This window comes from Modestobacter altitudinis (assembly GCF_005930475.1).
In the GTDB taxonomy this organism is placed as follows: Bacteria; Actinomycetota; Actinomycetes; order Mycobacteriales; family Geodermatophilaceae; genus Modestobacter; species Modestobacter altitudinis.
This window is the reverse complement of sequence record NZ_SJEW01000001.1, coordinates 139,868-166,842: the sequence shown is the minus strand read 5'-3', so window position 1 is coordinate 166,842 and position 26,975 is coordinate 139,868. Positions and strand designations below refer to the sequence as shown.

29 protein-coding genes and 1 other RNA gene are annotated in these 26,975 nt (G+C 74.5%); 19 read left to right on the top strand and 11 right to left on the bottom strand.

The genetic code is table 11. The features are described 5' to 3' along the window. Nucleotides 1-51 precede the first annotated feature (51 nt). A complete protein-coding gene (nadA, locus tag FHL79_RS00800; RefSeq protein ID WP_138756737.1) occupies nt 52-1,062 on the top strand; it encodes a quinolinate synthase NadA in 1,011 nt (336 codons plus the stop codon). Between the two features lie 109 nt (nt 1,063-1,171). On the opposite strand, the gene FHL79_RS00795 is transcribed toward nadA, so the two are convergent. Beyond that, the gene (locus tag FHL79_RS00795) at nt 1,172-2,410 is read right to left on the bottom strand and encodes an SLC13 family permease (RefSeq protein WP_171057942.1); all 1,239 of its coding nucleotides are present in this window, start codon (nt 2,408-2,410) and stop codon (nt 1,172-1,174) included. Between the two features lie 13 nt (nt 2,411-2,423). Beyond that, nucleotides 2,424-3,179 carry a sulfite exporter TauE/SafE family protein gene (locus FHL79_RS00790; RefSeq protein WP_138756736.1) on the bottom strand — a complete coding sequence of 252 codons (756 nt, stop codon included), beginning with the start codon at nt 3,177-3,179 and terminating at the stop codon, nt 2,424-2,426. Between the two features lie 24 nt (nt 3,180-3,203). Here FHL79_RS00790 and FHL79_RS00785 point away from each other — a divergent pair, with 24 nt between their 5' ends. Next, nucleotides 3,204-3,563: a DoxX family protein gene (locus tag FHL79_RS00785; protein ID WP_138756735.1), complete on the top strand. Its 360-nt coding sequence runs from the start codon at nt 3,204-3,206 to the stop codon at nt 3,561-3,563. 67 nt (nt 3,564-3,630) lie between these two features. Here the strand turns inward: FHL79_RS00785 and FHL79_RS00780 are convergent, their stop codons facing one another. Then, nucleotides 3,631-4,629 (bottom strand): Lrp/AsnC family transcriptional regulator, encoded by a 999-nt coding sequence (locus FHL79_RS00780; RefSeq protein ID WP_218938274.1) that lies wholly within the window; start codon nt 4,627-4,629, stop codon nt 3,631-3,633. Nucleotides 4,630-4,727: 98 nt separating this feature from the next. Between FHL79_RS00780 and FHL79_RS00775 the strand changes: the two genes are divergently transcribed. The 3 genes from FHL79_RS00775 to rnpB all read left to right on the top strand — a co-directional run bounded on the left by FHL79_RS00775 (nt 4,728) and on the right by rnpB (nt 7,423). After that, nucleotides 4,728-6,260 carry an MFS transporter gene (locus FHL79_RS00775; protein WP_138756733.1) on the top strand — a complete coding sequence of 511 codons (1,533 nt, stop codon included), beginning with the start codon at nt 4,728-4,730 and terminating at the stop codon, nt 6,258-6,260. A gap of 19 nt (nt 6,261-6,279) precedes the next feature. After that, entirely contained in the window at nt 6,280-6,996 is a 717-nt protein-coding gene (locus FHL79_RS00770; protein WP_138731575.1) for a PIG-L deacetylase family protein, read from the top strand. A gap of 27 nt (nt 6,997-7,023) precedes the next feature. Continuing rightward, an RNA gene (gene rnpB / locus FHL79_RS00765) (RNase P RNA component class A) lies at nt 7,024-7,423 on the top strand. A gap of 20 nt (nt 7,424-7,443) precedes the next feature. Here rnpB and FHL79_RS00760 read toward each other — a convergent pair. Continuing rightward, nucleotides 7,444-8,403 carry a proline iminopeptidase-family hydrolase gene (locus tag FHL79_RS00760; RefSeq protein ID WP_138756732.1) on the bottom strand — a complete coding sequence of 320 codons (960 nt, stop codon included), beginning with the start codon at nt 8,401-8,403 and terminating at the stop codon, nt 7,444-7,446. A gap of 64 nt (nt 8,404-8,467) precedes the next feature. Here FHL79_RS00760 and FHL79_RS00755 point away from each other — a divergent pair, with 64 nt between their 5' ends. Beyond that, complete coding sequence (locus tag FHL79_RS00755) at nt 8,468-9,415, top strand: alpha/beta hydrolase (protein ID WP_138756731.1); 948 nt, start codon at nt 8,468-8,470, stop codon at nt 9,413-9,415. Here the strand turns inward: FHL79_RS00755 and FHL79_RS00750 are convergent. Next, nucleotides 9,381-10,067: a DNA alkylation repair protein gene (locus FHL79_RS00750; protein ID WP_246080178.1), complete on the bottom strand. Its 687-nt coding sequence runs from the start codon at nt 10,065-10,067 to the stop codon at nt 9,381-9,383. The genes FHL79_RS00755 and FHL79_RS00750 overlap by 35 nt on opposite strands. A 144-nt stretch (nt 10,068-10,211) precedes the next feature. Between FHL79_RS00750 and FHL79_RS24890 the strand changes: the two genes are divergently transcribed. After that, nucleotides 10,212-10,373, top strand: coding sequence for a hypothetical protein (locus FHL79_RS24890; protein WP_179966078.1), 162 nt, complete (start codon nt 10,212-10,214; stop codon nt 10,371-10,373). Between the two features lie 53 nt (nt 10,374-10,426). On the opposite strand, the gene FHL79_RS00745 is transcribed toward FHL79_RS24890, so the two are convergent. Together FHL79_RS00745 and FHL79_RS00740 are read right to left on the bottom strand one after the other, a co-directional pair. Beyond that, complete coding sequence (locus FHL79_RS00745) at nt 10,427-11,035, bottom strand: DedA family protein (protein WP_138756730.1); 609 nt, start codon at nt 11,033-11,035, stop codon at nt 10,427-10,429. 90 nt (nt 11,036-11,125) lie between these two features. Further along, a complete protein-coding gene (locus FHL79_RS00740) occupies nt 11,126-11,332 on the bottom strand; it encodes a hypothetical protein (protein WP_138756729.1) in 207 nt (68 codons plus the stop codon). Between the two features lie 185 nt (nt 11,333-11,517). Here FHL79_RS00740 and FHL79_RS00735 point away from each other — a divergent pair, with 185 nt between their 5' ends. From FHL79_RS00735 to FHL79_RS00720, 4 genes are read left to right on the top strand one after another with little or no spacing between them, the layout of a single operon-like run. Then, complete coding sequence (locus tag FHL79_RS00735) at nt 11,518-14,232, top strand: ABC transporter permease (protein WP_138756728.1); 2,715 nt, start codon at nt 11,518-11,520, stop codon at nt 14,230-14,232. Then, the gene (locus FHL79_RS00730) at nt 14,222-15,055 is read left to right on the top strand and encodes an ABC transporter ATP-binding protein (protein WP_138756727.1); all 834 of its coding nucleotides are present in this window, start codon (nt 14,222-14,224) and stop codon (nt 15,053-15,055) included. Before FHL79_RS00735 ends, FHL79_RS00730 begins: the two co-directional genes overlap by 11 nt. Next, entirely contained in the window at nt 15,052-15,702 is a 651-nt protein-coding gene (locus FHL79_RS00725) for an ABC transporter ATP-binding protein (protein ID WP_138756726.1), read from the top strand. Before FHL79_RS00730 ends, FHL79_RS00725 begins: the two co-directional genes overlap by 4 nt. 47 nt (nt 15,703-15,749) lie before the next feature. After that, nucleotides 15,750-16,925, top strand: coding sequence for an AI-2E family transporter (locus FHL79_RS00720; RefSeq protein ID WP_138756725.1), 1,176 nt, complete (start codon nt 15,750-15,752; stop codon nt 16,923-16,925). A gap of 2 nt (nt 16,926-16,927) precedes the next feature. Here the strand turns inward: FHL79_RS00720 and FHL79_RS00715 are convergent, their stop codons facing one another. Beyond that, complete coding sequence (locus FHL79_RS00715) at nt 16,928-19,222, bottom strand: putative bifunctional diguanylate cyclase/phosphodiesterase (RefSeq protein ID WP_138756724.1); 2,295 nt, start codon at nt 19,220-19,222, stop codon at nt 16,928-16,930. 93 nt (nt 19,223-19,315) lie between these two features. Between FHL79_RS00715 and FHL79_RS26570 the strand changes: the two genes are divergently transcribed. Then, complete coding sequence (locus FHL79_RS26570; protein ID WP_138756723.1) at nt 19,316-19,744, top strand: YkvA family protein; 429 nt, start codon at nt 19,316-19,318, stop codon at nt 19,742-19,744. A 10-nt stretch (nt 19,745-19,754) separates the two neighbouring features. Here the strand turns inward: FHL79_RS26570 and FHL79_RS00705 are convergent, their stop codons facing one another. Further along, the gene (locus FHL79_RS00705) at nt 19,755-20,090 is read right to left on the bottom strand and encodes a DUF8129 domain-containing protein (RefSeq protein WP_138756722.1); all 336 of its coding nucleotides are present in this window, start codon (nt 20,088-20,090) and stop codon (nt 19,755-19,757) included. Nucleotides 20,091-20,254: 164 nt separating this feature from the next. Here FHL79_RS00705 and FHL79_RS00700 point away from each other — a divergent pair, with 164 nt between their 5' ends. From FHL79_RS00700 to FHL79_RS00680, 5 genes are all read left to right on the top strand, one after another. After that, the gene (locus FHL79_RS00700) at nt 20,255-21,382 is read left to right on the top strand and encodes a baeRF2 domain-containing protein (RefSeq protein ID WP_138756721.1); all 1,128 of its coding nucleotides are present in this window, start codon (nt 20,255-20,257) and stop codon (nt 21,380-21,382) included. A 61-nt stretch (nt 21,383-21,443) separates the two neighbouring features. Next, nucleotides 21,444-21,701: a DUF2795 domain-containing protein gene (locus tag FHL79_RS00695; RefSeq protein ID WP_138756720.1), complete on the top strand. Its 258-nt coding sequence runs from the start codon at nt 21,444-21,446 to the stop codon at nt 21,699-21,701. A gap of 52 nt (nt 21,702-21,753) precedes the next feature. After that, nucleotides 21,754-22,005 carry a hypothetical protein gene (locus FHL79_RS00690; protein WP_138756719.1) on the top strand — a complete coding sequence of 84 codons (252 nt, stop codon included), beginning with the start codon at nt 21,754-21,756 and terminating at the stop codon, nt 22,003-22,005. A 14-nt stretch (nt 22,006-22,019) separates the two neighbouring features. After that, the gene (locus tag FHL79_RS00685; protein WP_138756718.1) at nt 22,020-22,442 is read left to right on the top strand and encodes a ChaB family protein; all 423 of its coding nucleotides are present in this window, start codon (nt 22,020-22,022) and stop codon (nt 22,440-22,442) included. Between the two features lie 18 nt (nt 22,443-22,460). Next, nucleotides 22,461-23,219, top strand: a complete 759-nt coding sequence (locus tag FHL79_RS00680; protein ID WP_138756717.1) for a potassium channel family protein — start codon at nt 22,461-22,463, stop codon at nt 23,217-23,219. 12 nt (nt 23,220-23,231) lie between these two features. Here FHL79_RS00680 and FHL79_RS00675 read toward each other — a convergent pair whose 3' ends face one another. Beyond that, a complete protein-coding gene (locus FHL79_RS00675) occupies nt 23,232-24,554 on the bottom strand; it encodes a M24 family metallopeptidase (RefSeq protein WP_138756716.1) in 1,323 nt (440 codons plus the stop codon). A gap of 45 nt (nt 24,555-24,599) precedes the next feature. Then, entirely contained in the window at nt 24,600-25,775 is a 1,176-nt protein-coding gene (locus FHL79_RS00670; protein ID WP_246080176.1) for a GGDEF domain-containing protein, read from the bottom strand. Between the two features lie 156 nt (nt 25,776-25,931). Between FHL79_RS00670 and FHL79_RS00665 the strand changes: the two genes are divergently transcribed. Together FHL79_RS00665 and npdG are read left to right on the top strand one after the other, a co-directional pair. Beyond that, nucleotides 25,932-26,120, top strand: a complete 189-nt coding sequence (locus FHL79_RS00665) for a hypothetical protein (protein WP_138756715.1) — start codon at nt 25,932-25,934, stop codon at nt 26,118-26,120. A gap of 88 nt (nt 26,121-26,208) precedes the next feature. Continuing rightward, entirely contained in the window at nt 26,209-26,904 is a 696-nt protein-coding gene (gene npdG, locus FHL79_RS00660) for an NADPH-dependent F420 reductase (protein ID WP_138756714.1), read from the top strand. The last annotated feature ends 71 nt before the right edge of the window (nt 26,905-26,975 follow it).

Genomic DNA, 26,975 nt, shown 5'->3' with positions numbered 1-26,975 from the left:
TCCCCGGCCGTTCCTCCTGCTGGTACCGACCCGCCCTCCTGAGGAGAGCCGATGACCGCCACCACCGCTGCCGGCGACCGCACCATGTCCGACCTGGAGTACGAGGCGTGGGCGGCCGAGGTCCGCCGGCTGGCCGACGAGCGCGGCGCCGTCGTCCTGGCGCACAACTACCAGGTGCCCGAGATCCAGGACGTCGCCCACTTCACCGGCGACTCGCTGTACCTGTCCCGGGTCGCGGCCGAGACCGACGCCCGGGAGATCGTCTTCTGCGGCGTCCACTTCATGGCCGAGACCGCGAAGATCCTCTCGCCGGACAAGACCGTGCTGCTGCCCGACCACGCGGCCGGCTGCTCGCTCGCCGACAGCATCACCGCCGAGCAGCTGCGCGAGTGGAAGGCCGAGCACCCCGGCGCCGTCGTCGTCAGCTACGTCAACACCACCGCCGCGGTGAAGGCCGAGACCGACATCTGCTGCACCTCGTCCAACGCCGCCGACGTGATCCGGTCGATCCCCGAGGACCGCGAGGTCCTGTTCTGCCCCGACCAGTTCCTCGGCGCGCACGTCAAGCGGGTCACCGGGCGGGAGAACATCTCGATCTGGGCGGGGGAGTGCCACGTGCACGCCGGGATCAGCCCCAGCGACGTGCGAGCGCAGATCGCCGACCACCCCGACGCGGAGATCCTGGTGCACCCCGAGTGCGGCTGCACCACCTCGGTGCTGGACCTGGTCAGCCACGGCGACCTGCCCGCCGACCGGACCCGGGTGCTGTCCACCGGCGGGATGGTCGAGGCCGCGGTGGCGACGCGGGCCCCGCAGGTGCTGGTGGCCACCGAGATCGGCATCCTGCACCAGCTCCGCTCGCTGAACACCGGCACCGACTTCATCCCGATGAACGCCCGCGCCTCCTGCCGCTACATGAAGATGATCACCCCGGCGAAGCTGCTGGCCACGCTGCGCACCGGCGAGGGGGCGGTGGACGTCGACCCGCAGGTCGCCGCCCGGGCCCGCCGCGCGGTGGAGGCGATGGTCGCCATCGGCGAGCCGGGCCGCGGCGGCGAGTGACCCGGGTCTCCGGGTCCCCGGTCGGGTGTTGATCATCGGCAGATGGTCAGGAGACACGCCGTCAGCGGCGTGTCCAGCGGCAAGACGCCCATGATCACCCGGCAGCGGCTCAGATGAGCAGCGCTGCCCAGAGGGCGGTGGTGGCAGCTGCGATGGTGAGGGGGACGGTGGCCAGGCCTACCGCGGTGAAGCGGGCGGTGCCCGGGGCGTGCTCGCCGAGCACCCGCCGCCACAGCAGGTTGGCCAGCGACCCGGCGTAGGTCAGGTTCGGGCCGAGGTTCACCCCGATCAGCATCGCCAGCACGGTCGGGACGCCGCCGGCCGCGGCGACCGGCACCAGCGCCAGGGTGGCCGGCAGGTTGTTCACCAGGTTGGCCAGCAGCGCCGAGATGCCGGCCACCGCGAGGAGGGCGAGCAGCCCGTCGCCGTCCGGGAGCACGGCGTGCAGCAGCGTCTCCAGGCCGTGCAGCTGCAGCACGAGCACCAGCACCGCCAGGCCGACCACGAACAGCCCGAACGGCAGGTTCGCAGCGACCAGCTGCTCGCGCAGCGTCGTCCGGCGGGTGGCCAGCTGGCGGACACCCAGGACCAGCACCCCTGCGGCGGCCGGCCAGACCGGCGGCAGGCCCACCAGTGAGGCGACGCCGAAGCCCAGCACGGTGGCGCCGACCACCACCAGGGCCAGCACGGGCGTGCCCGGGACGTCGTGCACCGGCACGTCGACCGCCCCGCGCAGGTCCTGGCGGAACAGCCACCGCAGCACCAGGTACTCCAGCGCCACCGTGGCCAGCTGCGGCAGCACCATCAGCCCGGCGAAGTGGACGAAGGACAACCCGGTCGCCGCCACCGCGAGCAGGTTCGTCAGGTTGGACACCGGCAGCAGCAGGGACGCCGAGTTGGCCAGGTGCCCGACCGCGTAGCCGTGCGGCCGAACCGGCACCCGCATCCGCAGCGCGGTCGCGACCACCACCGGCGTCAGCAGCACGACCGTGGCGTCCAGGCTCAGCACCGCGGTGACCACGGCGGCCAGCACCGTCACCCGGGTGAGCAGCCGGGTCGCCGAGCTGCCTGCCTGCCGGGCGGTGAGCGCCGCGGCCCAGCTGAACAGCCCCTCCCGGTCGGCGAGCTCGGCGAGCAGCAGCACCACCACGAGGAACGCGACGGTCGGTGCCACCTCGCGGACGGTGTCCGCGGTGTCGTGCCAGCTCACCGCCCCGAGCAGGACCAGGAGCAGCGCACCCGGGACGGCGACGACGGCCGGCGGCAGCCGCGGCGAGTCGGCGGCTGCCGCGGCGAGGGTCGCCGCCAGCAGGACGGCGGCCAGCAGCAGGGCGAGCGGAGCGGACACTGCGCCGGGCCGGTCAGCCGCGGATGAACAGGTAGATCGAGACCGCGATGCCGAAGACGACGATGAGCACCCGCAGCGGCGTGCTCGGGATCCGGGTGGCGACCTTGGCGCCGAGGAAACCGCCGAGCAGGGCCGCGGGCGCGCAGACCGCGACGTAGGCCCACTCGACCGGACCCCAGATGCCGAAGACGACCACCGTGACCGAGGCGGTGACCAGCGAGATCGCGCTCTTCATCGCGTTGGCCAGCTTCAGCCGTCCCAGACCGAGCCCCAGGACGCCGACCAGGATCACGCCCAGCGCGCCACCGAAGTAGCCGCCGTAGACGGTGGCCAGGAACAGTGCCACGTACAGCCACGCCGGGTCGCCGGTCCGGCCGCCGTCGTCGGCCCGCTTGAGCCGCTTGGTGATCAGCGGCTGGAAGGCCAGCAGGATGCTGGCTCCGAACACCAGCACCGGGACGACGGTGTCGAACGCCTCGCTGGGGGTGGTGAGCAGCAGGACCGAGCCGACCGTGCCGCCGAGCACCGCGACGACGGAGAACCGGACCAGCCGCCCGCGCTGGCCGCCGTACTCGCTGCGGAAGCCGAGCACCCCGCCGATGTAACCGGGCCACTGGGCGACCGAGTTGGTGACGTTCGCCGGCACCGTGCCCAGGCCCAGCCCGACCAGGACGGGGAACAGGATCAGCGACCCGCCGCCGGCGATGGAGTTGATGCCACCGGCGAGGAGCGCGACCCCGGCGGCGATGAGCAGGTCGACAGCGGACACGACCGGCGAGCCTACGGTGTGCCCATGCCGAGGGACGTGCGAGCGCTGGCCATCGCGGCGGGGATGACCGGGACCGGTGCCTTCCACCTCGTCCGTCCGCAGGCCTACGACTGGATGATCCCGCCCGAGCTCGGCCGGCCCCGGCCCTGGGTGATCGGCAGCGGGGTGGCCGAGCTGGCCACCGCCGCGCTGGTCGCCGTCCCGGCCACCCGCCGGCTCGGGGGCTGGGCCGCGGTGGCGGTGTTGGTCGGGGTGCTGCCCGCGCACGCGCAGACGCTGCGGGCCTTCCGCCGTCAGCCGTGGAAGCTGGCGGTCGCCGCCGCCCGGATCCCCTTCCAGGTCCCGATGATCCAGGCCGCCCTGCGAGTCGCCCGCGGGGGGTGAGGGTCTCGTGGCCTCGTCCCGAGGCTCGCCCCGAGCGTGCGAGGGGTGAGGAGGACGGGGTCCTTCCTCAGCGGCCGCGGACCGGTGGCGGCTCGGGGTCGGTGAGCCGCGGGCCGTCCATCAGGCTGCCGGCCTGCTTGACCCGGCGCAGCACGGTGGAGGTCTCCAGGCTGCGGACCGGCAGGGCGCCGACCCGGTCGGTGAGGAACCGGTACAGGTGCGCGGTGTCCCGGCAGGTCACCGCCACCATCAGGTTGGCCGGACCGGTCACCACGGCGGTGAAGGCGGTCTCCGGCTCCCGGGCCAGCGACTCGCCGACGTGGGCGATGTCCGCCGGTGCCACGCCGAGCCAGAGCATCGCGCTGACCGGGTGCCCGAGCAGTTCGCTGGCGATCTCCAGGTCGAAGTACAGCGCACCGGCCGACCGGAGGGCCTCCACCCGCCGCGCCACCCGGCTCTCCGACCACCCGGTGACCCCGGCGAGCTCGGCGTAGCTGAGCCGGCCGTCGGTGGCGAGCGCGGCGAACAGCAGGTCGTCCTCCGGGTCGAGGGCCACCGGGGCGGTCGCGACCCGCGCTGACTCGTGGCTGAGCGCGGCGACCTGCTCGTCGGTCAGCGGGTCCTCGAAGCCGGTCCACTCGTAGGCTCCGCCGACGTAGGCGTGCAGCACCGAGAAGGCGGCCAGGTCGATGACCTGCACCGTGCGCGGCAGCCGGTCCAGCAGCAGCGCGTCGCGCTGGCGCGGCGTGCGCGGCCGGGTCGAGCAGGTGATCTCCGCGCCACCGGCGGTCAGGCTCACCCACGAGACGTCGGGCCGACGGGCCAGCGCGTCGGCGACGGCGCCGGCCGCGGCCGGCTGGACCCGCATCCGGATGTGCCAGCTGGGCTCGGTCGCCTCCGGCGTGGTCAGCCCCAGCACCCGGACGACGCCGTCGGCACGCAGCCGCCGCCACCGGCGGGCCACGGTCTGCTCCGAGACCCCGAGCACCGACGCCACCCGGCTGAAGGGAGCGCGACCGTCGATCTGCATGGCGTGCACGATCTGACGGTCCACGGCGTCGAGCACAGTCGACATCCTGCACCATTCCGCGTAATGGTGGAGGATCCCGTCACCGACGCCGCTCTGGTGTCACTCCTGTCGCTGGGTCGTCGCACAGTGAGCGCATGCGCAAGTGGTTGCCGCTGGTCGCGATCTGCACCGGCACGTTCATGCTCCTCATCGACGTCACGATCGTGAACGTCGCCCTGCCCGACATGGCCCTGGACCTGGGCACGTCGTTCGACCAGCTGCAGTGGGTGGTCGACGTCTACGCGCTCGCGCTGTCCGCGCTGGTGCTGGGCGCCGGGTCCCTCGCCGACCTGTACGGCCGGCGGAAGGTCTACCTCGCCGGACTGCTGCTGTTCGCGGTGGCCTCGCTGGCCTGCGGGCTGGCCCCGAACGCGGAGCTGCTGATCGGAGCGCGGGCGGTCCAGGGGATCGGTGGCGCGGCGATGCTGGCGACGACCATCGCGCTGATCAACACCAGCTACGAGGGGCGTGACCGCGGGACCGCCTTCGGGATCTGGGGCGCCGTCGTCGGTGCGGCCGCCGCGCTCGGTCCGATCCTTGGTGGCGCGCTCACCGAGCTCTCCTGGCGCTGGATCTTCTTCGTCAACCTCCCGATCAGCGTCCTCGCCGTCGTGGTGACGCTGGTCGCGGTGCAGGAGGCGCGCCAGCCCAACGCCCCCCGGCCCGACGTCCCGGGCATCGCGCTGTTCACCCTCGGCGCCGGCGGCGTCGTGTTCGGCCTGGTCCGTGCAGCGGCGGACGGCTGGGGTGCGCCGGTCGCCTGGGGGCCGCTGGTCGGCGGTCTCGTCGTCCTGGGGGTGTGGGTGCTGGTGGAGCGCAGCCGCCGGGCGCCGATGCTCGACGTCTCGCTGTTCGGCAACCGGTCCTTCACCGGGATCATGCTGGGCGCGCTGCTGCTGAACGCGGCCGCGTTCTCCGCGAGCCTCTACACCTCGCTGTGGCTGCAGTCGGTGCTCGGCCTCTCGCCGCTCCAAGGTGGGCTGGTCTTCATCCCGCTGTCGGCCTGCAGCTTCCTCGTCGCCGCCCTCGCCGGCCGGTTCCTGCAGACGATGGCGCCGCGGCTGGTGCTCGGCGGTGGGCTGCTCCTGATCGGGGTCGCGTCGCTGCTGCTGGCCATGGTCGACGCCGACTCCTCCTGGACGGTGCTCGTGCCCGGGCTCGCGGTGCTCGGCGTCGGGGTCGGGGTGGCCAACCCGACGCTGGCCTCCGCGGCGCTGGCGACGGTCCCGCGGGAGCGCAGCGGCATGGCCTCCGGTGCGGTGAACACCGCCCGGCAGCTCGGCTTCGCCCTCGGCGTGGCGGTGCTGGGCAGCGTGTTCACCGCCCAGGCGACCGCCGCGCTGCGGGACGGCGGTTCGCCGGACCCGGCGGGCACCGCGTCAGCGCTGACCGCCGGTCAGGCCGGCCAGCTCATCGGCTCCGCACCCGCCGAGCAGCGGGCGGGCCTCGCCGATCTGCTGGGCAGCGCCTACGCCAGCGGGCTGCGTGACGTGTTCGTGGTCTGCGCCGTCGCCGCGCTCGTGGGCGGGGTGCTGGTGTTCTGGCTCGTCCGGGCCGGCGCGCCGAGCAACGGTCACCAGGCCGGCCGGCCGGCGGGCCAGCCGCAGGAGACTGCCGCGGCGCGCTGAGCCCGGGCAGACTCCCGGCATGGCTCCTACGGCGTTCCCGGACGACTGGCAGCGCGCACTCGTCGTCGCGGCCCATCCCGACGACATCGAGTACGGCCTCGCAGCCGCCGTCGCCTCCTGGACGTCGGCGGGCAAGGAGGTGCACTACCTGCTGGCCACGCGAGGCGAGGCCGGGATGGCTGGGGTGCCGCCGGAGGAGGTCGGGCCGCTGCGCGAGGAGGAGGAGCGGCGGTCGGCCGCCGTCGTCGGGGTGAGCGAGGTGGAGTTCCTCGACTTCCGCGACGGTGTGCTCGTCGAGGGGCCGGACCTGCGGCGGGCGATCGCCGGCGCGATCCGCCGCCACCAGCCGAACCTGGTGGTCACCGGGTACTTCGGGGCGACGTGGACCCCGCCGGGCATGTCCCCGGGCTACCTGAACTCCCCGGACCATCGGGCGCTTGGCCAGTGCGTGCTGGACGCCGTCGCGGACGCCAACAACGAGTGGATCTTCCGGGACCTGACCGAGCCGCGGTGGCGGTCGCAGTACGTTGCGGTGACCGAGATGCTCGATCCGGCGCACCTGGTCGACGTCGGCGAGCACGTGGAGACGGCGGTGGCCTCGCTGAGCGAGCACCGGCGCTACCTGGAACTGCTGTCGGACACCCCGGTCGAGGAACAGGCCCGGCAGATCGTCGACATGGCGACCGCGGCCGAGGACGGCACGCGCCGGGTGGGCTTCCGGCTCTACTGGGGATGACCGGCGGGTAAGCTCCGGCCCGACGGACGAGTTGGCTGGGCGGTCGCGTCGGCGGGGGAGACCCCGCCGCCGAGGAACGTCCGGGCTCCACAGGGCAGGGTGGTCGTTAACAGCGACCCGGGGTGACCCGCGGGACAGTGCCACAGAGAACAGACCGCCAGTGCGTGCACTGGTAAGGGTGAAACGGCGGTGTAAGAGACCACCGCACACCGGGTGACCGGTGTGGCTCGGTAAACCCCACCCGGAGCAAGGTCGAGAGGGACGACGGCTCGCCGCCGTCCTGCGCAGGCGTTCGAGGGCTGCCCGCCCGAGCCTGCGGGTGGACCGCTCGAGCCTGCCGGCAACGGCAGGCCTAGATGGATGGCCGCTCATCGGGATGCCGTGAGGCACCCGGGGACAGAACCCGGCGTACAGGCCGACTCGTCCGTCGTCCCCTCCGGCCAGTGGTCACAGTGACCGCAGGAAGTCCAGGAGCCCCGGGAAGTAGTGCTCGGGGTCGTCGAACTGCGACAGGTGACTGCCGTTCGGGCAGTGCAGGTACCGGCCCTGGGGCAGCTGCTCGGACATCCACCGCATGTGCGCGGGGTCCATCGTGTCGTGCGTCGCGCCGATCACCAGTGCCGGGACGTCGATGCCGGCGAGGTCGGCCGAGCGGTCCCAGTCCTCGAGCGTCCCGGACAGCCCCAGTTCGCTCGGACCCTGCATCGGCACGTAGATCTTCGGGTTGATGTGCGCCAGCGACCGGACGACCGGGTCGGGCCACTCGTCCTGCGGCAGCCGGCACACGTGCAGCACGTAGTGGTGCTCCATGAGCAGGGACTCGTAGCGCGGGTCGTCGGTCCGGCCCTCGGCCTCGTACCGCTTGATCTCCGCCAGGACGCCGGAGTCCATCGCCGGCATCAGGACGTCCTCGGCGTAGTCGTTGTACTGCCGCGCGCTCGACATCATGTTGGAGATGACGAGCCCCTTGAGGGCCTCCTGGTGGTGGACCGCGTACTCCATGGCCAGGATGCCGCCCCACGACTGCCCGAGGAGCACGAAGTTGCTGCTGTCCAGGCCGAGTGCCAGCCGCACCTGCTCGACCTCGTCGACGAACCGCTCGAGCGTCCACAGCGAGTCGTCGTCGGGCTGGTCGCTCCGGAACGAGCCGAGCTGGTCGTAGTAGTAGAACTCGATCCCGGCCCCGGGGAACCAGACGTCGAAGCTCTCGTACAGCTCGTCGGTGGCGCCCGGGCCACCGTGCAGCAGCAGCACCTTGAGATCCGGGTTGGTGCCGACCCGCTTCGTCCACACCCGGAAGGTGCCGCTGGCCGTCTCGACCGGGATCAGGCGCGAGCCTCCGGAGACGACGGTCCGGGGGTCCCAGCCGGAGGTGTCGAACCAGGACGGTGCCGGGGTGCTCGTCATGCCGGACCCTAACCCGCGCCCCGTCGGCTGACGCGGAGCACGTACCGGCGGACGAGGAGGGCATGTGCACGTCGGACTGGACAGGCTGGTCGCAGCGGAACTCGTGCGGCACGTCCCGGAGAGCCGGGCGTTCTACGCCGCGCGAGGTGAGCGGCGCGGGCCCGCGTCCCTCGGGGAGCTCATGGCGGCGCGTGCCCAGCACGTCCCTGCGCCGCTCGCCGGAGGCGTTCCCGTCGAACAGGTCGTGGACGCCTCCCGGCGCGAGGTCCGGCTGCGCATCCACCGGCCGACGCACGGGGAGGTGCGAGGCGTGTACCTCGACCTCCCCGGTGGGGGCTTCTACCTCGGGTCCACAGCGGACGGGGACGCACGCGACGCGGCGCTCGCCGAGTCGCTGGGGCTGGTCGTGGTCAGCGTCGACCACCGGCTCGCGCCCGAGCACCCCTGGCCTGCCGCGCCCGACGACTGCGAGGCCGCCGCGCTCTGGCTCATCGACCAGGCCGAGGCCCGCTTCGGCACGACCGACCTGGCGATCGGTGGCAGCTCGGCGGGCGCCACCCTCGCCATGACCACACTGCTCCGGCTCCGGGACAGGGGCCTGGCGGGCTCCTTCGCCGGCGCCGCCCTGCAGTTCGGGACCTACGACCTGAGTGGCCGGACCCCTGCGGGACGGCTGATCGCCGACGAGTACTTCCTCGAGGCCTACGTCGGTCACCTGACCGATCGCACCGTCCCCGACGTGTCACCCGTCTTCGGCGACCTGCGCGGTCTGCCGCCGGTCCTGCTGGTCGTCGGGACGCGGGACGTCCTGCTCGAGGACAACCTGGTCATGGCGGCCCGGCTCTCCGCATCCGGAGGGGAGGTCGATCTCCGCGTCTACCCGGAGTCGCCGCACGGATTCACCGGCCACCCGACCGGCATGGCCAGGGTCGCGCTGGCCGACCGGGACGGCTGGCTCGTCGAGCGCCTCCGAGCGGTCAGGCGGTCGGCTGGCGGCGGACCATCTCGGTGATCCAGATCGGCGCGAACGGGGACGTGCAGTTCGGCGGGGTCGGGAAGTCCTTGAGCACCTCGAGGCGCTCCCCGATGTCCAGGGCACGGGCGCGGTGCTCGGGGTGCTCGATGCCGATCTGGGCCAAGCAGTGGTTCATCGCCCACTGCAGGCGGTCCGGTGCGCTCTTCATCTCGGCCTCGATGACGTCGAGCAGGCCGGCGAGGTCGACGCCCGCCGGCTTCTTCGCCACGCGTTCGGTGGTCAGCGCCCAGCCGGCGCTGGCGACCACCGGGTCCGGGTCGGTCGACCAGGCCAGCCGCAGCTCCTCGGCGTGCGGGCTCTTCTTCACCACGTAGTTCACCAGCCAGTCGTGCACCTTCGGGGCACGCGACTCGCGCAGCATCACGTCCAGCTCGTCCCGCTGGAACGCCTTCGGGCGGCAGATCAGGAGGGCGAGCAGCCGCGCCGCGGTGTCGTCGGTCTGCCAGAGCTGGAGCGCGAGCTCCTGCTGCGTCTTCAGCCGCTTCGCCACCGCCCGCAGCTTGCCGAGGTTCACGCCGTGGTCGTCCCCGTGCCGCTCGTTCACCTCGCGAGCCCGCGGGTCCTCGAGCGCGGCCAGCTCGGCCATCACCTCGGCCACCGTCGTCCCCGCCACCGTCGTCCCGGTCACCCGAGCACGTTCTCGCGGGCCCGCGCGGATGTCCAGCGCCGGTCGACGCCTCAGCGGAGCGGGCGGGTGGCGGTCGTGTGAGCGCTCACCGCCCGGTAGCGGGTCGGCGTCGTACCGTACGCGGCGCGGAACGCGCGGCTGAACGTGGCGACATCGCCCCCCGGGGTCGTCGTCTCCCCGATGGGCGCATGGCTGAAGAACGCCCCGGGCAGGTCGACGGTCAACGCGGTCAACCCGCGGGCCTTCGCCGACCTGGGCAACGCCCCGACGTTCTCGGACTCCCGGGTCGAGATCGCCTCCGCCTGACGGCCCGACCGCCGCCCGAGCCGCCCCCGCGACGGTCGGGGTCCGCAGGGCCGTCAACCGCGGGAGCGGCGGTGGGCGCGGATCCGCCAGGCGAGCAGGGCCAGGACCAGCACGGCCGCGACGACCAGCGCGGTCCACCGCCCGAGGCCCCGCTCGACCTGCGCGTAGGAGGCGCCGGCCGCGTAGCCGGCAAGGACGACGACAGAGCCCCACGCCAGGCCGCCGGCGGCGTTGAAGGCGAGGAACCGTGGATAGGGCATCCGCGCGGTGCCCGCCAGGGCGGGGATGACGGCGCGGAAGAACGCCACCCAGCGCCCGAGGAAGACCGCGCTGCCACCCCGGCGGGCGAGGAAGGACCGGGCGTCGTCCAGGCGTGCTCGTCGCTTCTCGAGAACCGGCAGCCGCAGCACGCGCGGGCCGAGGTGCCGGCCGACCTGGTAGCCGACGGAGTCACCCGCCACGGCGGCCAGCACCACGACGGCGAGGACGGCGCCCAGCGGCACGTGCCCGAGGCTGGCGGCGACCCCGGCCAGCAGCGCCACGGACTCACCCGGCAGCACGAACCCCACGAACAGGGCGTCCTCGGCGAAGACGACCAGCCCGGTCACCAGCAGCACCACCCAGCCGGGCACGCCGAGCAGTTGGTCGACGAGGCCGCTCACCGGACCTCGGGCCTCGCGGCGGTGGAGTGCACCTCCCGAGCATCGCGACCGGCCGTGCTCAGCACCAGCCCGGCCGCCACGGGCCGGAGGTCAGCGCAGCGAGTCGGGTGCGACGTCGGCGACGATCGCCTTGAACGTGCTGGTGTCCACCTCGTTGTCCACGGTGACCCGGACGATGTCGCTGACCTGCTGCCGCGACGTGGTGCGGGCGGCGCTGACCCGGGCGGCGGCGATCAGCTTCAGCTGGTGCAGCCGCGCGGTGGAGTTGGGGACCGGGGGGAGTCGGTTGTCGGGCATGGACGGACGGTAGGCAGATCGTCCATCCCCAGCCGGGCGCGCCGGGTCGCCGTGTCGCGAAAACCTCGTCCCCCAGGTCACAGCTGTCCCCACAGGGCCACGAACCCCTCCCGCGGGCCCCCGCGCCCTGGCACTGTCGCCCCCGGGCGCAGGGCCGCATCACGGCGACGACGGAGGGCGGCACCATGTTGACCGTCCGCCGCTCGGTCCCGCGGCGACTGCGGATCGCGCTGCTGCCCGTGCCGAGCCAGGCCGGGGGGCCCGCCGCCGTGGTCGCCGTCCTGGTCGCCGTCCTGGTGTCGATCCCGCTGATGCTGGCCTCCGCCGAGGAGGCGGCGTGGCGGCAGGTGCGGGCCGAGCAGTCCGCGACCGCCCTCGGGACGACGCTGTTCTCCGCGGCCCGGCCCGGTGCCGCCGACGGGGACCCGGACGCCACCCAGACACCCGGCGGACCGCTCAGCCGGACCGCGGACCTCGACGCCGCGGTCCGGGACGCCGGCCGGGCGGCGGGCGTCGGCGAGCCGGTGTTCGTCGCGCGCCTGCACGACCCGCTCGCCGCACCGACGGCGTCCGGCGTCCCGGCGCGCGTCCAGCTGGTCACCGCCGACGGCGCGGAGGACCACGTCGACGTCGTCGCCGGCCGGCCCGCGGACGGCGGCGTCCTCCTGCCGCAGCGTCTCGCCGAGGCCCTCGGGCTCGGGCCCGGCGACGTGTTCAGCGCCCAGTCCCGGCGCGGTGGGGTGGCCGAGCTGCCGGTCGCCGGCGTCTACGCCGACCTGGTGTCCCCGTTGCCGGCCTACTGGGAGCCCCAGGCTGCGCTCTTCGTCCCGCGGCCCGACTCCGACACGGGCAACCCGGCCTTCCCACCCGCCGTCGTCCTCGGTGCACGGGACCTCGTGCTGGCCACCGCCGATGCCGTGGACCAGGACGTGTACCTCCAGTGGCACCTGCCGCTGCCCGCCGGCGCCGACGTGGGGGAGGCCCGCGCCTGGGCAGCGCGGGTGGACCAGCTCGGCTCGGAGCTGTCCGAGCCGTCCTCCGCCGTCGCGCGTCAGGCCGCGGCCGAGCGCTTCCCCCGGCCGGCCCCGAGGTCCGAGCTGGCCGACGCCCTGTCGTCGGTCGACGACACGGTCGGGCTGCTCAGGCCGCCGGTCCGCGCCGTCGGCATCGGCGGTGCGGCGGCCTCCCTGGTCCTCGTGGGCGCCTGGGCCGCCCTGCGCGTCCGGCGGCGCAGCGACGAGCTGGAGTCCCTCGCCGCCCGCGGGCACTCCCCGCTGCGCGGGGCCGGGCGGGCCGTCCAGGAGGCGGTGCTGCCGGTGCTCGCCGGAGCCGGGGTCGGCGCGGTCGCCGCCTGGCTGCTGGTGCGTGCCGGCGGACCCGGCGGGCCGCTGCCGGTGGACGCCTGGTCGCCGGTCGCCCTCCCGCTGGCCGTCGGTGTGGTCGCCGCGCCCGCCGTCGTCGCCGTCGTCACGGTCGTGCTCGTGTCCCGGATGGGACAGCTCAGCCCCAGCCCGCTGAGCCAGTGGCTGGGCCGGCTGCCCTGGCTGGCCATCACGGCCGCCGTCACCGTGGTGACCGCCGTCCCGGTGCTCACCGGGGACGACGGCGGCCGGAGCATCGACCTGCTCACGCTGGTGCTGCCCCTGCTGGTGGTCGTGGTCGTCGCCGGCGCGGTGACCGCGGTGCTGCCGGTCGTCGGCCGGCGGACCGGGGCACGGGTCCGCCGGCTCCCCCTCACGCCGTTCCTCGTCGTGCGACGCGTCCTGGCTGCGCCCGGCACCGCCCGGCTGCTGGTCGTGACCACCGCGCTCGCGCTCGGCGTGGTCGTCTACGCCGGTGCGCTCGCCGACTCCGCCGCCCGCACCGTCGCGGCGAAGTCCGTCGTGGCCACGCCCAGCGACGTCGTCCTGCCGTTGCTCCTCACCACCGCACCCACGCGACCGCTGCCGCCCGGCGCGACGCTGGTCGGCAGCGAGCAGGACGTCGACCTGGCACCGGCGGACCTGTCGGCGGACGTGCTCGTCGTCGACCCGGCCGAGGTCCTCGACGTCCTGCACTGGGACACGTCGCTCGCCGACCGGTCGCTGCCGGCCCTGCTCGGCGCCCTCACCGGCTACGACGGCGACCGGGTGCCCGTGGTCGTCGCCGGACCGGTGCCGGACGAGACCGCCGTGGCGCCCGGCCGGGAGCTCGAGGCCAGCGTCGGCGTCTACTGGTCGATGGCGGTCGAGGTGGTCGGGCGGGCGGACGCGTTCCCGGGTCAGCGGTCGCAGGGGCCCGTCCTGGTCACCGCCTGGGACCCGATGGAGACGGCGCTGATCCGGGCCGGCCGGGACCCCGCCCGGGTCCTGGACCGCCAGGTGTGGGCGACCGGGGAGGCGGTGCCGGCGCTGGACGCGGTGGCCGCGGCCGGCTACGGCTTCGACCCGGCCGAGCTGGACACCGGTGGGTCCTTCGCCGCCCGGCCCGAGGTCCGCGCGCTGTCCTGGTCGCTGGGCTACCTGCGCGCGGTCGCGCTGGCCGCGGGGGCGCTGGGCCTCGTCGGCCTGGCGGTGCACGCGGCGGCGCAGCAGCGGCGGCGCACCGTCGCCGCGCTGCTGCTGTCCCGGATGGGGCTGAGCCGGCGGTCGGCCGACACCGCGGTCGCCCTGGAGACCGGGCTGCTGGCCGGGTTGTCGCTGGTCGTGGCGGTCGCGGTCGGGCTGCCGTCGTCCGCCCTGGTCGTGCGGCTGCTCGACCCGGTGCCCACGCTGCCGCCAGGCACCCTGCTCGCGGTCCCGTGGGCCACCCTGGCCGGGGTCGTCGGGGGAGTGCTGCTGGCGACCGTCTGCGGCGCGGTCCTCGTCGGCCGGGTGGCCCGGCGGGCCTCCGGGGGGCAGGTCATGCGCGATGCGGACTGAGGGGCGGCCGCCGGCGGCGGTGTGCGAGGGCGTGGTGCGGATCTACTGGTCCCGCAGCGGGGACGTGCACGCGCTCAAGGGCGTCGACGTGGTGGTCCCGGCCGGTCGGCTCACCGCGGTCACCGGCCCGTCCGGCTCGGGGAAGAGCTCCCTGCTGCGGATCCTGGCCGCCCAGGACCGACCGACCGCCGGCCGAGCGGAGGTCGCCGGGGAGGCGCTGGGCACCCTGTCGGTGCGCCGGCTGCGGGCGCTGCGACGCCGGCACATCGGCTACGTGTTCCCGCGGCCCGCGCAGAACCTCTCCCCCCACCTCGACGGCCGCGAGCACCTGGCGCTGGCCGCGCGGTTCCGCGGCGTGCCCCGGGACCGCGCGCGGCACGAGGCCGAGGAGCTGCTGGACCGGCTCGGGATCGCCGACCGCGCCGACCACCTGCCCGGGGAGCTCTCCGGCGGCGAGCAGCAGCGGCTGGCCTTCGCCCAGGCGGTGATCGGCGGTCCGGCGCTGGTGGTGGCCGACGAACCGACCGGCGAGCTGGACTCCGCCACGACCGCCGACCTGCTGGCCGCCGTGCGGGAGCTCACCCGGACGGGGACGACGGTCGTGCTCGCCACCCACGACCCGCTGGCCGCGGGCGCCGCCGACCAGGTGGTCCACCTGCGCTCCGGGGCGGTCGCCCACGAGGAGGTCGCCGGACGCCGGCTCGCGGTGATCGACGGCGACGGCCGCGTCCAGCTGCCCGAGGAGGCGCTGCGCCGGTTCGCCGCCCGACGGGTGCAGATCGAGCTGACCGACGACGGCGTCGTCCTCAGGGAACCGTCGTGACCGTGCTGCGCGCGGTCGACGTGCACAAGACCCACCGCCGCGGCCGCGAGCAGGTCCACGCGCTGCGCGGGATCAGCCTCGAGCTGCACGCCGGGGAGGTGGTCGCGCTGCTGGGCCGGTCCGGCTCGGGCAAGACCACGCTGCTGAACTGCCTGCTCGGCTGGGAGCGGCCGGACCACGGATCGGTGGTCGTGCCCGGCGCCGGCGACCCGGCGGGGGCCCCGTGGACCACCGTCGCCGTCGTCCCGCAGCGGTTCGGCCTGCTCGCCGAGCTCAGCCTGGCCGAGAACGTCGCCGTGCCCGCGCAGCTGGCCGGCGTCCCGGCCGCCCACCGGTCGGCGCTCGCGGTCCTGGAGAGGCTGCTGCTCGGCGAGCTGGCCGACCGGCTCCCCGCCGAGGTGTCGCTGGGGGAGCAGCAGCGCACCGCGCTGGCCCGCGCCCTCGTGGTCCGGCCAGCGTTCGTGCTCGCCGACGAGCCCACCGGGCGGCTGGACGAGGACCTGTCGGTCCTGGTGCTCGACACGCTCCGCGACCTGGCTGCCGCGGCCGGCACCGGCGTGCTGGTCGCCAGCCACGACCCGGTCGTCGTCGCGGCCGCCGACCGGGTCGTCCGGCTCTCCGACGGGCAGCTGGTGACGCCCGACTGACCGATGGTTGCGTTTACCCCGTAAACCCGTCGGGGCACACCAGGGGCGTGAGCTCTTCTCCCGCACCGCCGGTCCGACCCCCGGTGCCCACCCGCACCATCCTGGCCACCATCGGCCTCCTGCTGGTGACGGCGCTGCTGCTGTACGTCCTGCTGGAGACCCGCCAGATCCTCACCTGGTGCGTGGTCGGCGCGTTCTTCGCCGTCGCGCTCGCCCCGGTCGTCGGGTGGGTGCAGCGGAAGGTCTTCCACGGCAAGCGCCGGTCGCTGGCCACGCTGCTGGTCTTCTTGGTGGCCTTCGTCCTGTTCGCCGCCCTGATCACTGCCTTCGCCGTCCCGCTGGCGCAGGAGGGCACCAAGGTGGCCGGGCAGCTGCCCGGCCTGGTCGACGACGCGCGCAACGGCCGCGGCCCGGTCGGCGACCTGCTGGAGCGGACCAACGCGCTGCAGTGGGTGCAGGACAACCAGCAGAAGATCAGCGACTTCGCCAGCGGCCTGACGACGCCGGCCGCCGGCGTGCTCGGCGGCATCGCCACCGGCGTCACCGGCCTGGTCACCGTGATCGTGCTGGCCTACCTGATGGTGCTGGAGGGTCCGAAGATCGTCGACGGCACGCTGGCCCTGTTCGCCCCGCCCACCAGCAAGCGGATCCGCCGGGTGGCCACCGACTGCGCCAAGTCGGTCACCGGCTACCTCTCGGGGAACCTGCTGATCAGCTTCATCTGCGGGGTGCTGACCTACGTGGTGCTGCTGATCGCCGGCGTCCCGTTCGCCGGACTGATCGCGCTGTTCGTCGGCATCGCCGACCTCATCCCGCTCGTCGGCGCCACCATCGGCGGGGTCGTCGCGGTGCTGGCCGGCTTCCTGCACTCGGTCCCGGCCGGCATCGCCGTGCTGGTCTTCTTCCTGCTCTACCAGCAGCTGGAGAACCACCTGCTCCAGCCGCTGGTCTTCGCCCGCACCGTCAAGGTCAACCCGCTGACCGTGATCATCGCGATCCTCGTCGGCGTCGAGCTGGTCGGCGTGCTCGGCGCGCTGCTGGCCATCCCGGTGGCCAGCATCATCCAGGTCATCGCCCGCGACGTCTGGGACCACCGGCGGGGTGAGCTCAAGGACGAGCCCACGGTCGGGGAGGAGCGCAGCCCGGCGCTCGCCGCGCACGAGCGGGAGGACGGCGGCGTCCCCTCCGGGGCCTCGGTGGTCGCGCCGGCCGCGCGGCGCTGATCTCAGCCGAGCAGCGCCGGCACCGGGTCGACGCGTTGGGCGCGCAGCCAGACCTCCAGCTCGGCCGCCGGCAGCGGCGGGGAGTGCAGGTAGCCCTGGCTCTCGTCGCAACCGAGCAGCCGCAGGTCGCGCAGTGTCGCGTGGTCCTCCACGCCCTCGGCGACCACCCGCAGACCGAGCTGGTGGGCCAGGCCGATGGTGCTCGCGATGATGGCCGCCGCCCGGGCGTCGGTGAGCAGGTCCGCGGTGAAGGAGCGGTCCAGCTTCAGCTCGGCCACGGGCAACGCGCGCAGGTAGGTCAGTGAGGCGTAGCCGGTGCCGAAGTCGTCGATGCTCACGGTGGTGCCGAGTGCGGCCAGCGCCGCGACCACGGCGAGGCTGCGGTCGGGGTCGCTGAGCAGGACGCTCTCGGTCACCTCCAGCACGATCGCTGACGGCGGGACGGCGGAGGCCTCGAGCAGGTCCGCGACCCGCCGCGGCAGCCCGGTGTCGAGCAGGTTGCTCGCCGACAGGTTGACCGACACCCGCAGGTCGAGCCCGGCCCGGCGCCAGGTCGCCGCCTGCGCGACGGCCTGGGTGAGCACCGTGTCGGTCAGCGCGCCCATCAGGCCGTGCACCTCGGCCTGGGACAGGAAGTCGGCGGGGGCGAGCAGGCCGCGCATGGGGTGCGCCCAGCGCACCAGGGCCTCCACGCCGAGGGTCCGGCCGGTCGCGATGTCCAGCTGCGGCTGGTGGTGCAGCACGAACTGGCCGGTCGCCAGCCCGTGCCGCATCTCCTCGACCAGGGCGAGGTGGCCGCTGCTGTCGAGGTGCCGGGTGCCGTCGTAGACGACTACCTGCTCGCCGGACCGCTTCGCGTCGTACATCGCGGCGTCGGCCTGGCGGAGCAGCAGTGCGCGCATCGCCTGACCGTCACCTGCTCCGGCGGCGGCGCCGCCCGCGTGGGTCAGCCCGACGCTGACCGACACGTGCAGGGACAGCCCACCCACCTCGAACGGCTCGGCGAGCTGCCGGTGCAGCGCGCGGCCGAGCTCGACGGCGTGGTCGGCGGGGCGGGTCCCGTCGGGGACCCGGACGACCACGGCGAACTCGTCCCCGCCCAGCCGGCCGACCACGTCGACCGGTGCGAGCACCGGCTCCAGCCGGGCGGCGACCAGCCGCAGCAGGTCGTCACCGGCGGAGTGGCCGAGGCCGTCGTTGACCTCCTTGAACTTGTCCAGGTCGAGCAGCGCCACGACGACGGGCTCGTGCTGGTCGCACAGCTCCTCCACCCGCCGGAGCACCGCGCGGCGGTTGGCCAGGCCGGTCAGCTCGTCGGTGAGCGCCTCGCGACGGCTCACCGCCAGCTGGGCGAGCTCCCGGACGTTCACCAGCAGTCGCACGCTGGAGCCGGTGGCGGCGATCGCTGCGCACCAGGTCGCCAGCTCAGGGGCCGTGTCGCTCACCGCGCCGGCCACCAGGATGGCGGTGGAGGCGATGATCACGATGAAGGCGCCGACGGTGGACGCCGTGGGGTCGGCCGGCTGGGGCGTCGACGGTGGTGGTGACCACAGCGCGGCCAGGCCGAGGCACACGGCGCTCAACGCCCCGGCCGCGCCCGCCCACAGCACCGGCTCCCCGCCGGCGAGGGTGGTCGCGGCCGAGCCGGACAGCTGGACGGTGAACGCCCCGACGACGAGCCAGGTGCGCGGGTCGCGCCCCATCGCGCCGAGGAAGACCATCGAGAACGCCGTGCCGGCGATCACGAACAGGCTGGCGTCCTGCGCGAGCAGCGGCTGCAGCCGCCACCAGGGCAGCCCGGCCAGCTCGTGGCCGGTCCGGTCGACCACGACGTTGAGCAGGGCGACCACGGCCAGCACGGCCGCCGAGCCGTTGAGCACGTCGTTGGGGTCGGCCAGGCTGGTGCTGTAGCGGTTCCAGCGGACGAGCCCGCCGTAGGCGAACGGGAAGGCGAGCACCGGCGCGCAGGTCACCGGTAGTGCCACCACCGCCGCGGGCACCGGCAGCAGCAGCAGGACCCCGCTGGCCAGGACCGCGACCGCACCGATCAGGCCGGCCACGGCCAGCCGTGCCCAGAGCGCGTGCTCGTGCCGCCCCCGGCGCGACCGCCAGGCCAGCACGGCCGCCAGGGCGAGTTGGACGGCGGCGACGACGAGGTAGCCGGCCGTCGTGGGAGGCGTGCCCGACGTCGCCCAGACGGCCATGCCGCTCGGCGCGGCCCCGAGCGCGGCGAGCGGGACGGCCAACGCCCATCCCGGCGCTCCCGGGAGGAGCACCGCGCGGTGCGTCTCTGCCATGCCAGCTCATCGGACCGCTGGGAGACCGGGTGAAGTCGGTTGCGCGCCACTCACCCTTTCGAGCGCGGCCGGTCGGGCTGCGACGATGGTCGGGTGGACCCCGCACGCTGGTTGACCGCGCTGGGCGTCGGCGCGGCGGCCCTGCTGCTGAGCTGGGCGGTGCTGGTGCTGCTCGCCCGCCGCCTGCCGGAGGGCACCGCGAAGGAGCTGGCCCGGTTCCTCCCCGCCTGCGTCACGACGGTGCGGCGGCTGCGCCGGCACCCGGCGGTGCCCCGGCGGGTGCGGGTGGCGCTGGTCGTCGCGGGGCTGTGGGTGCTCTCGCCGATCGACCTGATCCCGGAGTTCCTGCCGGTGATCGGGCCGCTGGACGACGTCGTCGTCGTCGCGCTGGCGTTGCGCTACGCCGCCCGGCGGGTGCCCCGCGAGGTGCTGCTGGAGGCCTGGCCGGGAGACCGGCGGATCGTGCTGAGGCTGCTCGGCGGTCCGGCGTCCCCGGAGGTGGGGACGCCGGACCGCGGTTGAGCGAGCCGGGTCAGCGGGGCTGCGCCGGGTTGGTTGGGTCGCCGTGCGAGGGCGGGTTGATCGGCGGGCCGGACGTGGCCTCGGAGACCTCGGATCCGCCGGCGGCAGCCGGGGCGTGCTCGGGCTGGGCGGCCGCCGGGTCACCACCCGAGGGCTGCGCCCCTGACCTCAGCTCGCCGAGCCGATGGGACATCGCCTGGACGACCTGGATCCGGTTGGCGTGGGACTTCTCGTAGCTCAGCACCGTCTGGAGTCCGTCGGCGTCCAGCGTGCGGATGCGGGAGGTGAGGCTCCCCACGGGCAGGTGGTCGTAGTCGGGCAGCGGGAGATCGGTGCGCTCGGACATCCCGGCTCCTTCCGGTCGTGGGAACAGGTCCCGGACCGCCTACCCGGTCGGTTGCCGCTGACACACCGGGTGTGAGCGCGGGGGCGGTGGGTAGGCCGACCGTCGTAGGACGCGGGGCCCAGCACCGGCCCCTGACCGCACGCACCGAAGGAGCAGTTCGTCCCATGGACGTGACCTTCCTGGGGTCTGTGACCGACCACCCCGGCCCGTTCGCCACCGTGTGTGCCGACGTCACGCACATCACCGAGAACGCCGACGCGGAGCTCGACCTGCGGGTCCGGGCCCTGGCCGACCGGCTCACCGAGCAGGGTGCGCCCGAGGCCGTCGTGGCGGCGGTGCGCGGCCGGTTGATCGAGGGCAACGACGGCGGTGAGGCCGGCACGTACCGCGGGCGGGCCGTCGTCGCCGGGCCCGACGGGACGGTGCTCTTCGACGCGCCGCTCGCCGCCGCCCCCCGGGCCGAGACCGCCGAGTGGTCGCCCATGCCGGACCTGGTGACCGTGCTCCGCGCGCTGCCCGGCCGCATCCCGCACATCGTCGTCGTCGCCGACCGGGTGGGTGCGGACATCACCGTCGCGACGGCGCCCGGCCTGCCGTCGCAGGAGAAGACCGTCGAGGGTGACACCCGGCTGATGCAGAAGGTCAAGGTCGGCGGCTGGTCCCACCACCGGTACCAGCACACCGCCGAGAACGTCTGGATCCACAACATGCAGCAGGTGATCGACGAGATCGACGAGCTGGTCGAGGAGTCCGGGACCCGGTTCGTGCTGCTCGCCGGCGACATCCGGGCCCGGCAGATCTTCACCGACCGCGCCACCCCGAAGATCAAGGCCGTCCTGGTCGACATGGACGAGGGTGGCCGGGCCGAAGGGGCCGACCGCTCGGTCATCGACGAGCGGGTGCAGGAGCTCCTCGCCGAGCACGAGGCCGCCGAGGACGCCTCGGTGCTGGAGCAGATCTCGGCCGCCTCGGCCCACGGGCTCGCCCTGACCGGCACCGCGCTGGTCGTCGAGGCGCTGCGCAAGGCGCAAGTGGAGACGCTCGTGCTGGCCGAGGAGCAGGACGACGAGCAGCTGTTCGTCGGCACCTCCCCGCTGGAGGTCGGGGTGAGCACCGAGGACATGGCCGCCCTCGGGATCACCGATGCGGCCCGGGTGCCGGTCGAACGGGCGCTGCTGCGGGCCGCCGTCGGCAGCAACGCCGGGGTCGTCGTGCTGCCCCGGTCGGCGATGCCCGGCGACATCCCGGTGGCCGCCGTCCTGCGCTACACCGACGCCTCCACCGCCAACTGACCTACCGCTCAGCCCCCTGACCACGGCCGCGACCGCGGCCGACCGAGAGAACGGAACACCCATGACCGACCCGCACCAGCCCGCGACCTCCCCGGGGACCGACCCGGCCGACCTCGAGCGCCGCGCGGCCATCGCCGAAGCACTGGGCAAGGAGGTGTGGCCGGCCGACCGGGACACCCTGGTGAGCAAGGCCGAGGAGTCCAACGCCCCCGACAACGTCCTCGCCCAGCTCCGCCGGCTGCCGGCCGGCACCGAGTTCACCAACATGCAGGACGTCGCCCAGGCCCTGGGGATCAAGACCGAACAGCAGCGCTTCTGAGCGGACCGCTGGCGCCGTGCATCGCCTCGGGGGAGCGGGGTAGGTGGGCCTCATGCCCAGCATGAAGGACCCGTCCCCCGAGGCGATCGCCAACCTCACCGAGCACAACGTCGACAGCCGCGCCCAGCTCCTCCCCGAGGAGCAGTCCGTGGAGGGCGACGCGAACCCCACGAACGGCGGCCTGGACCCGAAGGTGCAGGCCGCGGTGATCCTCGCCGAGTCCGAGGAGCGGACGGTGGACGCCGACCCCGACGACGCGCAGGGCGGCCACCGGCAGTCGGCGGAGACCGCCGACCTGCCCTGAGCGGAGGAGGACCCGTGGCGAAGACGACGAAGAGCGGCGACGCGCGGCAGGACGAGATCCCCAGCACGCTGCAGCGCTCGGACGACAAGGCCCAGCGCACCTTCGCGAAGGCGCACGACTCGGCGGCCGAGTCCTACGGCGACGAGCAGCGGGCCAACCAGGTGGCGTGGGCGGCGGTCAAGCACACCCACGAGAAGGTCGGTGACCACTGGGAGCCCAAGGACCACAAGGGCCCGAGCGACCCGCAGGCCGAGGGCGGTGCCGACACCGACCGCGAGACGTACGGCGGGGTGGACGCGAACGCCACCAAGGAGCACCTGATGGGCCTCGCGCGGCGGCTGGGCGTGCACGGCCGCTCGTCGATGAGCAAGGACGAGCTCGTCGAGGCCATCCGGAAGGCCAACGACAAGCAGACCGCCGCCGCGCGCCAGGGGTGACCCGGCCAGACTGACCCGGTGAGCAAGGACGCCCTGCGCAGACGGTACGAGGAGCTCAGCCAGTGGCCGCTGGTCGTGCTGGCGCTGCTGTTCGTCGCGGCCTACGCCTGGGGCGTGCTGCGCCCGGACCTGCCGCACCCGCTGCTGGTCACCCTGCGCACGGTCACCGTGGTGGCCTGGCCGGTGTTCCTGGCCGACTACGTGCTGCGCCTGGTGCTCGCCGACCACCGGTGGCGGTTCGTCCGGCAGAACTGGGTCGACGGCCTGGCCGTGGTGCTGCCGCTGCTGCGGCCGCTGCGGGTCCTCAGCCTGGTCCGGGTCGCCCGGGTGCTCGACCGGCGGCTGACCACCAGCCTGCACGGCCGGGTCGCCGCCTACGTCACGATGACCGCGTCCCTGGTCGTCTTCATGGCCTCGCTGGCCGTGTACGACGCCGAGCGCGGCGCGCCCGGCGCCTCGATCACCAGCTACGGCGACGCGGTCTGGTGGGCGCTGACGACCATCACCACCGTCGGCTACGGCGACGAGTACCCGGTCACCGGTGACGGCCGGCTGGTCGCGGTGCTGCTCATGGTCAGCGGGATCGCCCTGCTCGGCGTCGTGACCGCCGCCGTCGCCTCCTGGTTCGTCGGCCGGGTCGCCGAGGCCGCGCAGGCGCAGGACGACGCGGACGACGCCGCGCTGCTGGCCGAGGTCCGCGAGCTGGCCGACGAGGTGCGCCGGCTGCGCGCCGAGCTCGCCGACCGACGCGAGCTCGACGCGCCGCCGGTCAGCTGACGCGGGGACCGGTCAGGACGACGGGATGAGGATGAGCTCGGTCTGCCGCTCGTCGAGGTACTCCACCCCGCGTTCGGTGAGCGCGATGCCCTGTTCCAGCCCCAGCCGCACCAGCTGACCGCCCCACTCGGGCACCGGGACCCGCACGCACAGCTCCAGGGCCCACACCGTGTCGGTGCGGACCGGCGCCGAGCCCGCGCCGGGCACGCCGTCCTGCTGGTCCCACAGGCCGATCGCCGGACCGGCGCCGTGGCCGTGGACCCCGACCGGGTGGGAGTAGACGTCGCCGTCCACGCCCGCGGCCGCAGCGGCGGCCCGCGCGGCGGCGAGCACCTCGTCGCCGGTGCGGCCGGGCTGCAGGGCCTCGGTGGTGAGGTCCTGCATCCGGTTGCCGACGGCCAGCGCCGCGACCAGACCGGCCGGTGCCCGGGTCTCCCCGGGGCGCAGCACGTAGCCGTTGCGCTGGGTGTCGGTCGTCAGCCCCAGCGTGGACAGGCCGACGTCGCAGTGCACCAGGTCGCCGGGGGAGATGACGGCGTCCCAGGGCACGCCGGGCAGCGCCGTGCCGCGCTCGTCGGCCAGCGGGACGCCGGCGCGCTGCAGCCCGACGGTGGGCTGGAACCAGCCGTCGACGCCGAGGTCGGCGAAGCGCTGCCGGATCCACCAGGCGACGTCCAGCGCGGTGGTCTCCCCGACCGTGATGACGGCGGGGGAGTAGGCCTCGTCGATCACCTGGTGGACGAGGCGGTTCATCGCGTGCATCGCCGCGATCTCCTCGGGCAGCCGGGTCTCCAGCCAGCCGACGGCGAGCTGCTCGGCCGACACGAGCCTGTCCGCGTGCGGACCCAGCGCCTGCACCAGCAGCCCGTGCTCGGTGTGCGAGAGGCCGTCGGCGTGCGCGAAGACGGGGGAGGAGTCCACCCCGATGGTCCGCGGTGCGGCCTGGTCGACGAACCGGCGCAGCGCGGCCCACTGCGACTGCGCGGCGGTCGTCCCGGGGGTCTCGTCGGGTTCCCAGGCGGTGAGGAACTGGCCGACCGGGTAGCGGGAGACGGCCGCGGCGGTGACGCCGTCGTCGCTGCGGTGGAACAGCAGGATCGTCCGCCGCCGGGCCGACAGCCAGGTCGCCGGCAGCATGGTGGCCAGCACCGGGTCCTCGTTGTACTCGCGGCCGAGCACGATCCACAGGTCGATGCCGGCGCGGTCCATCAGCCCGGGGAGCACGTCGAGCAGGCGCTGGGTCAGCCAGCGGGCTCGCACGTCGGCCTGCTCGCGGAGCGGCAGGGGCACGGTGCGGGTGGGGTCCGGGACGGTCAGGTCGACGGTGGCGGTCATGCCGGTAGGAGAACAGACCCCACGGACCAGTGCACCGTCGAGCGATCAGGTCCGCCCGCTGGCGGCGCGCGGCGTGGGCCCGCCGGGGACGCGGGGCGCCGGGACGACGGCCGCGGCGGCCAGCGCCACCTGGTCCCGGCCGTGCTGCTTCGCCTGGTACATCGCCACGTCGGCCCGGTCGATGAGCCGCCACAGCGCGTCCGCGGGGTCCTCGCCGTAGCCGGGGCGGGTGAGCGCCACCCCGATGGAGACGGTGACCTTGCGGTGGTGCTCCGAGCCGCTGGCTGCCACGGCCGACCGCAGCCGCTCGGCCAGGTGCCGAGCCTCGCTGTTGTCGGCGACCAGCCCGAGCACGACCAGTTCCTCGCCACCGGTGCGGGCCAGGACGTCGGTCGGGCGGACGGTCGCGGCCAGCGCGGCGGACACGCAGCGCAGCACGTCGTCACCGGCGGCATGCCCGAAGGCGTCGTTGAGCCGCTTGAAGTGGTCCAGGTCCAGCACCAGCGCGGCCACCCGCTCCCCGTCGCGGCGGGCCTGCTTCCAGATCCGGGGGGCCTGCTCGACCAGCGAGCGGCGGTTCGCCAGCCCGGTGAGCGGGTCGGTGGACGACAGCGCCACGGTGTGCACGAGCAGTCGCTGCACCCGCCGGCGCAGCAGGAAGATCACCAGGGTCATCAGGTCCAGGACGGCGGCGTTCACCGTGACCTGCACCAGCAGGCTCGCGGTGTCGGGGTAGCTGCGGCCCAGCACGGCAGCACAGGCGGCGACCACCAGGGCCATGTGCAGCGCGAGCATCCGGGGCCCGAGGAACCAGGCGGCGGCGACGCAGCAGAACAGCAGCATCAGCGGTGAGGCGTAGCGCAACGGGTCGGTGACCGACTCCGCCACGACGACGTAGACGAGGTCACCGACGACCACCATCGTCGCGGTGGTCGCCGCGTTCACCCGCCGGCGCACGAGGACGACCAGGCCCAGGACCAGCAGCCCGGCCATGGTCACGGCGTACACCGGCCGGGTCGGTCCGGGGCGCAGCACGCCGTCGATGAGGAGGTTCAGCGAACCCAGAGCCGCCCCGACGCCCAGCAGCGCGGCCAGGCAGCGGGCGGCGAGCCGGGTGTCCGAGCCGTCCGCCGCGAGGGCCGGGTCGTCCTCCCGCCGCAGGTCGGTGACGGTGCGGGCAGGACGATCGCGACCTCGGTGCAGCGGTTCGTCCCCCGACATGGCAGCAGGATGCACCACACGCGGGTCCAGCAGAACCCCATCGAGCTCTCCTGTTTCCGGAACTCGTCCGGGTCGCGGCCGGTCCGGCCGGCCCAGCGCCGACCCGGGAGGGGGTGGAAGGCTGCACGCCGGAGCAGTTCCCGAGAGGAGACGACGTTGGACGAGGGCCCCTTCTTCTTCTGTCTGAAGCACCACACCGTCGAGACCAGGGACGGCTGCGCCGAGCGTCACCGGCTCGGCCCCTTCGCCACCCGGTCGGAGGCCGAGCACGCGCTGGACAAGGTCGCCGAGCGGAACGAGCGGGCCGACGCCGAGGACCGCGCCTGGGACGAGGGCGACCGCTGAACCCACCGGGTCAGCCGCCGCAGGACCGCCGAGGCATGATCCTCGGCAGGGGCGTCCGGCCGGGTCGCCCGCGGGGACGGGAGGGCTCGTGACGGACGGACGTGCGGTGGAGGACCTCGTCGTCGGGGTGCTCGGGGGGACCGGACCGCAGGGGCGTGGGCTGGCGGTCCGGCTGGCCGCCGCCGGCCAGCGGGTGCTGCTCGGGTCCCGGGACGCCCAGCGCGCCGAGGAGGTCGCCGGCGAGGTGGCCACCCGGGCCAGGGCGGCCGCCGGCGGGGTCGAGGTGTCGGTGCGCGGCGGGTCCAACGTGGACGTCGCCGGCGCGGCCGACGTGGTCATCGTCGCCGTCCCCTACGCCGGGCACGCCGAGACCATCGCCGAGCTGGCCACCCCGCTGGCGGGCAAGGTCGTCGTCGACTGCGTGGTGCCGATGGGCTGGGACGAGCTCGGCGCCTACGTGCTCGACGTCCCGGAGGGCAGCGTCTGCCAGCAGGCGGCCGCGCTGCTGCCGGACAGCTCCGTCGTCGGCGCGTTCCACCACCTGTCCGCGGTGACGCTGGAGGACCTCTCCCAGCCGACCCTGGACGGCGACGTCATGGTCGTCGGCGACACCCGCGAGGGCACCGACCTGGTGCAGGCGCTGGCCGGTCGCCTCCCGGGCATGCGGGGGGTGTACGCCGGGCGGCTGCGCAACGCACGGCAGGTCGAGGCGCTGACGATCAACCTGGTGTCGGTCAACCGCCGCTACAAGGCCCACGCCGGCGTCCGCATCACCGACGTGTAGTTGCGGCCGGTAGGCCGCTGTCCGGTCCCGTCGCGGGGGCCGGAGGCTCCCCGACGGGCACGGACCAAGCG

Bases quoted from the DNA above. Each gene is read 5' to 3' on its own strand.
- FHL79_RS00730 (WP_138756727.1), top strand. From the start codon at position 14,222: ATGCGGACTGAGGGGCGGCCGCCGGCGGCGGTGTGCGAGGGCGTGGTG.
- FHL79_RS00670 (WP_246080176.1), bottom strand. From the start codon at position 25,775: ATGTCGGGGGACGAACCGCTGCACCGAGGTCGCGATCGTCCTGCCCGC.
- FHL79_RS00705 (WP_138756722.1), bottom strand. From the start codon at position 20,090: ATGTCCGAGCGCACCGATCTCCCGCTGCCCGACTACGACCACCTGCCC.
- FHL79_RS00770 (WP_138731575.1), top strand. From the start codon at position 6,280: ATGGCTCCTACGGCGTTCCCGGACGACTGGCAGCGCGCACTCGTCGTC.
- FHL79_RS00735 (WP_138756728.1), top strand. From the start codon at position 11,518: ATGTTGACCGTCCGCCGCTCGGTCCCGCGGCGACTGCGGATCGCGCTG.
- FHL79_RS00775 (WP_138756733.1), top strand. From the start codon at position 4,728: ATGCGCAAGTGGTTGCCGCTGGTCGCGATCTGCACCGGCACGTTCATG.
- FHL79_RS00695 (WP_138756720.1), top strand. From the start codon at position 21,444: ATGACCGACCCGCACCAGCCCGCGACCTCCCCGGGGACCGACCCGGCC.
- FHL79_RS00715 (WP_138756724.1), bottom strand. From the start codon at position 19,222: ATGGCAGAGACGCACCGCGCGGTGCTCCTCCCGGGAGCGCCGGGATGG.
- FHL79_RS00740 (WP_138756729.1), bottom strand. From the start codon at position 11,332: ATGCCCGACAACCGACTCCCCCCGGTCCCCAACTCCACCGCGCGGCTG.
- nadA (WP_138756737.1), top strand. From the start codon at position 52: ATGACCGCCACCACCGCTGCCGGCGACCGCACCATGTCCGACCTGGAG.
- FHL79_RS00785 (WP_138756735.1), top strand. From the start codon at position 3,204: ATGCCGAGGGACGTGCGAGCGCTGGCCATCGCGGCGGGGATGACCGGG.
- FHL79_RS00675 (WP_138756716.1), bottom strand. From the start codon at position 24,554: ATGACCGCCACCGTCGACCTGACCGTCCCGGACCCCACCCGCACCGTG.
- FHL79_RS00700 (WP_138756721.1), top strand. From the start codon at position 20,255: ATGGACGTGACCTTCCTGGGGTCTGTGACCGACCACCCCGGCCCGTTC.
- FHL79_RS00690 (WP_138756719.1), top strand. From the start codon at position 21,754: ATGCCCAGCATGAAGGACCCGTCCCCCGAGGCGATCGCCAACCTCACC.
- FHL79_RS00760 (WP_138756732.1), bottom strand. From the start codon at position 8,403: ATGACGAGCACCCCGGCACCGTCCTGGTTCGACACCTCCGGCTGGGAC.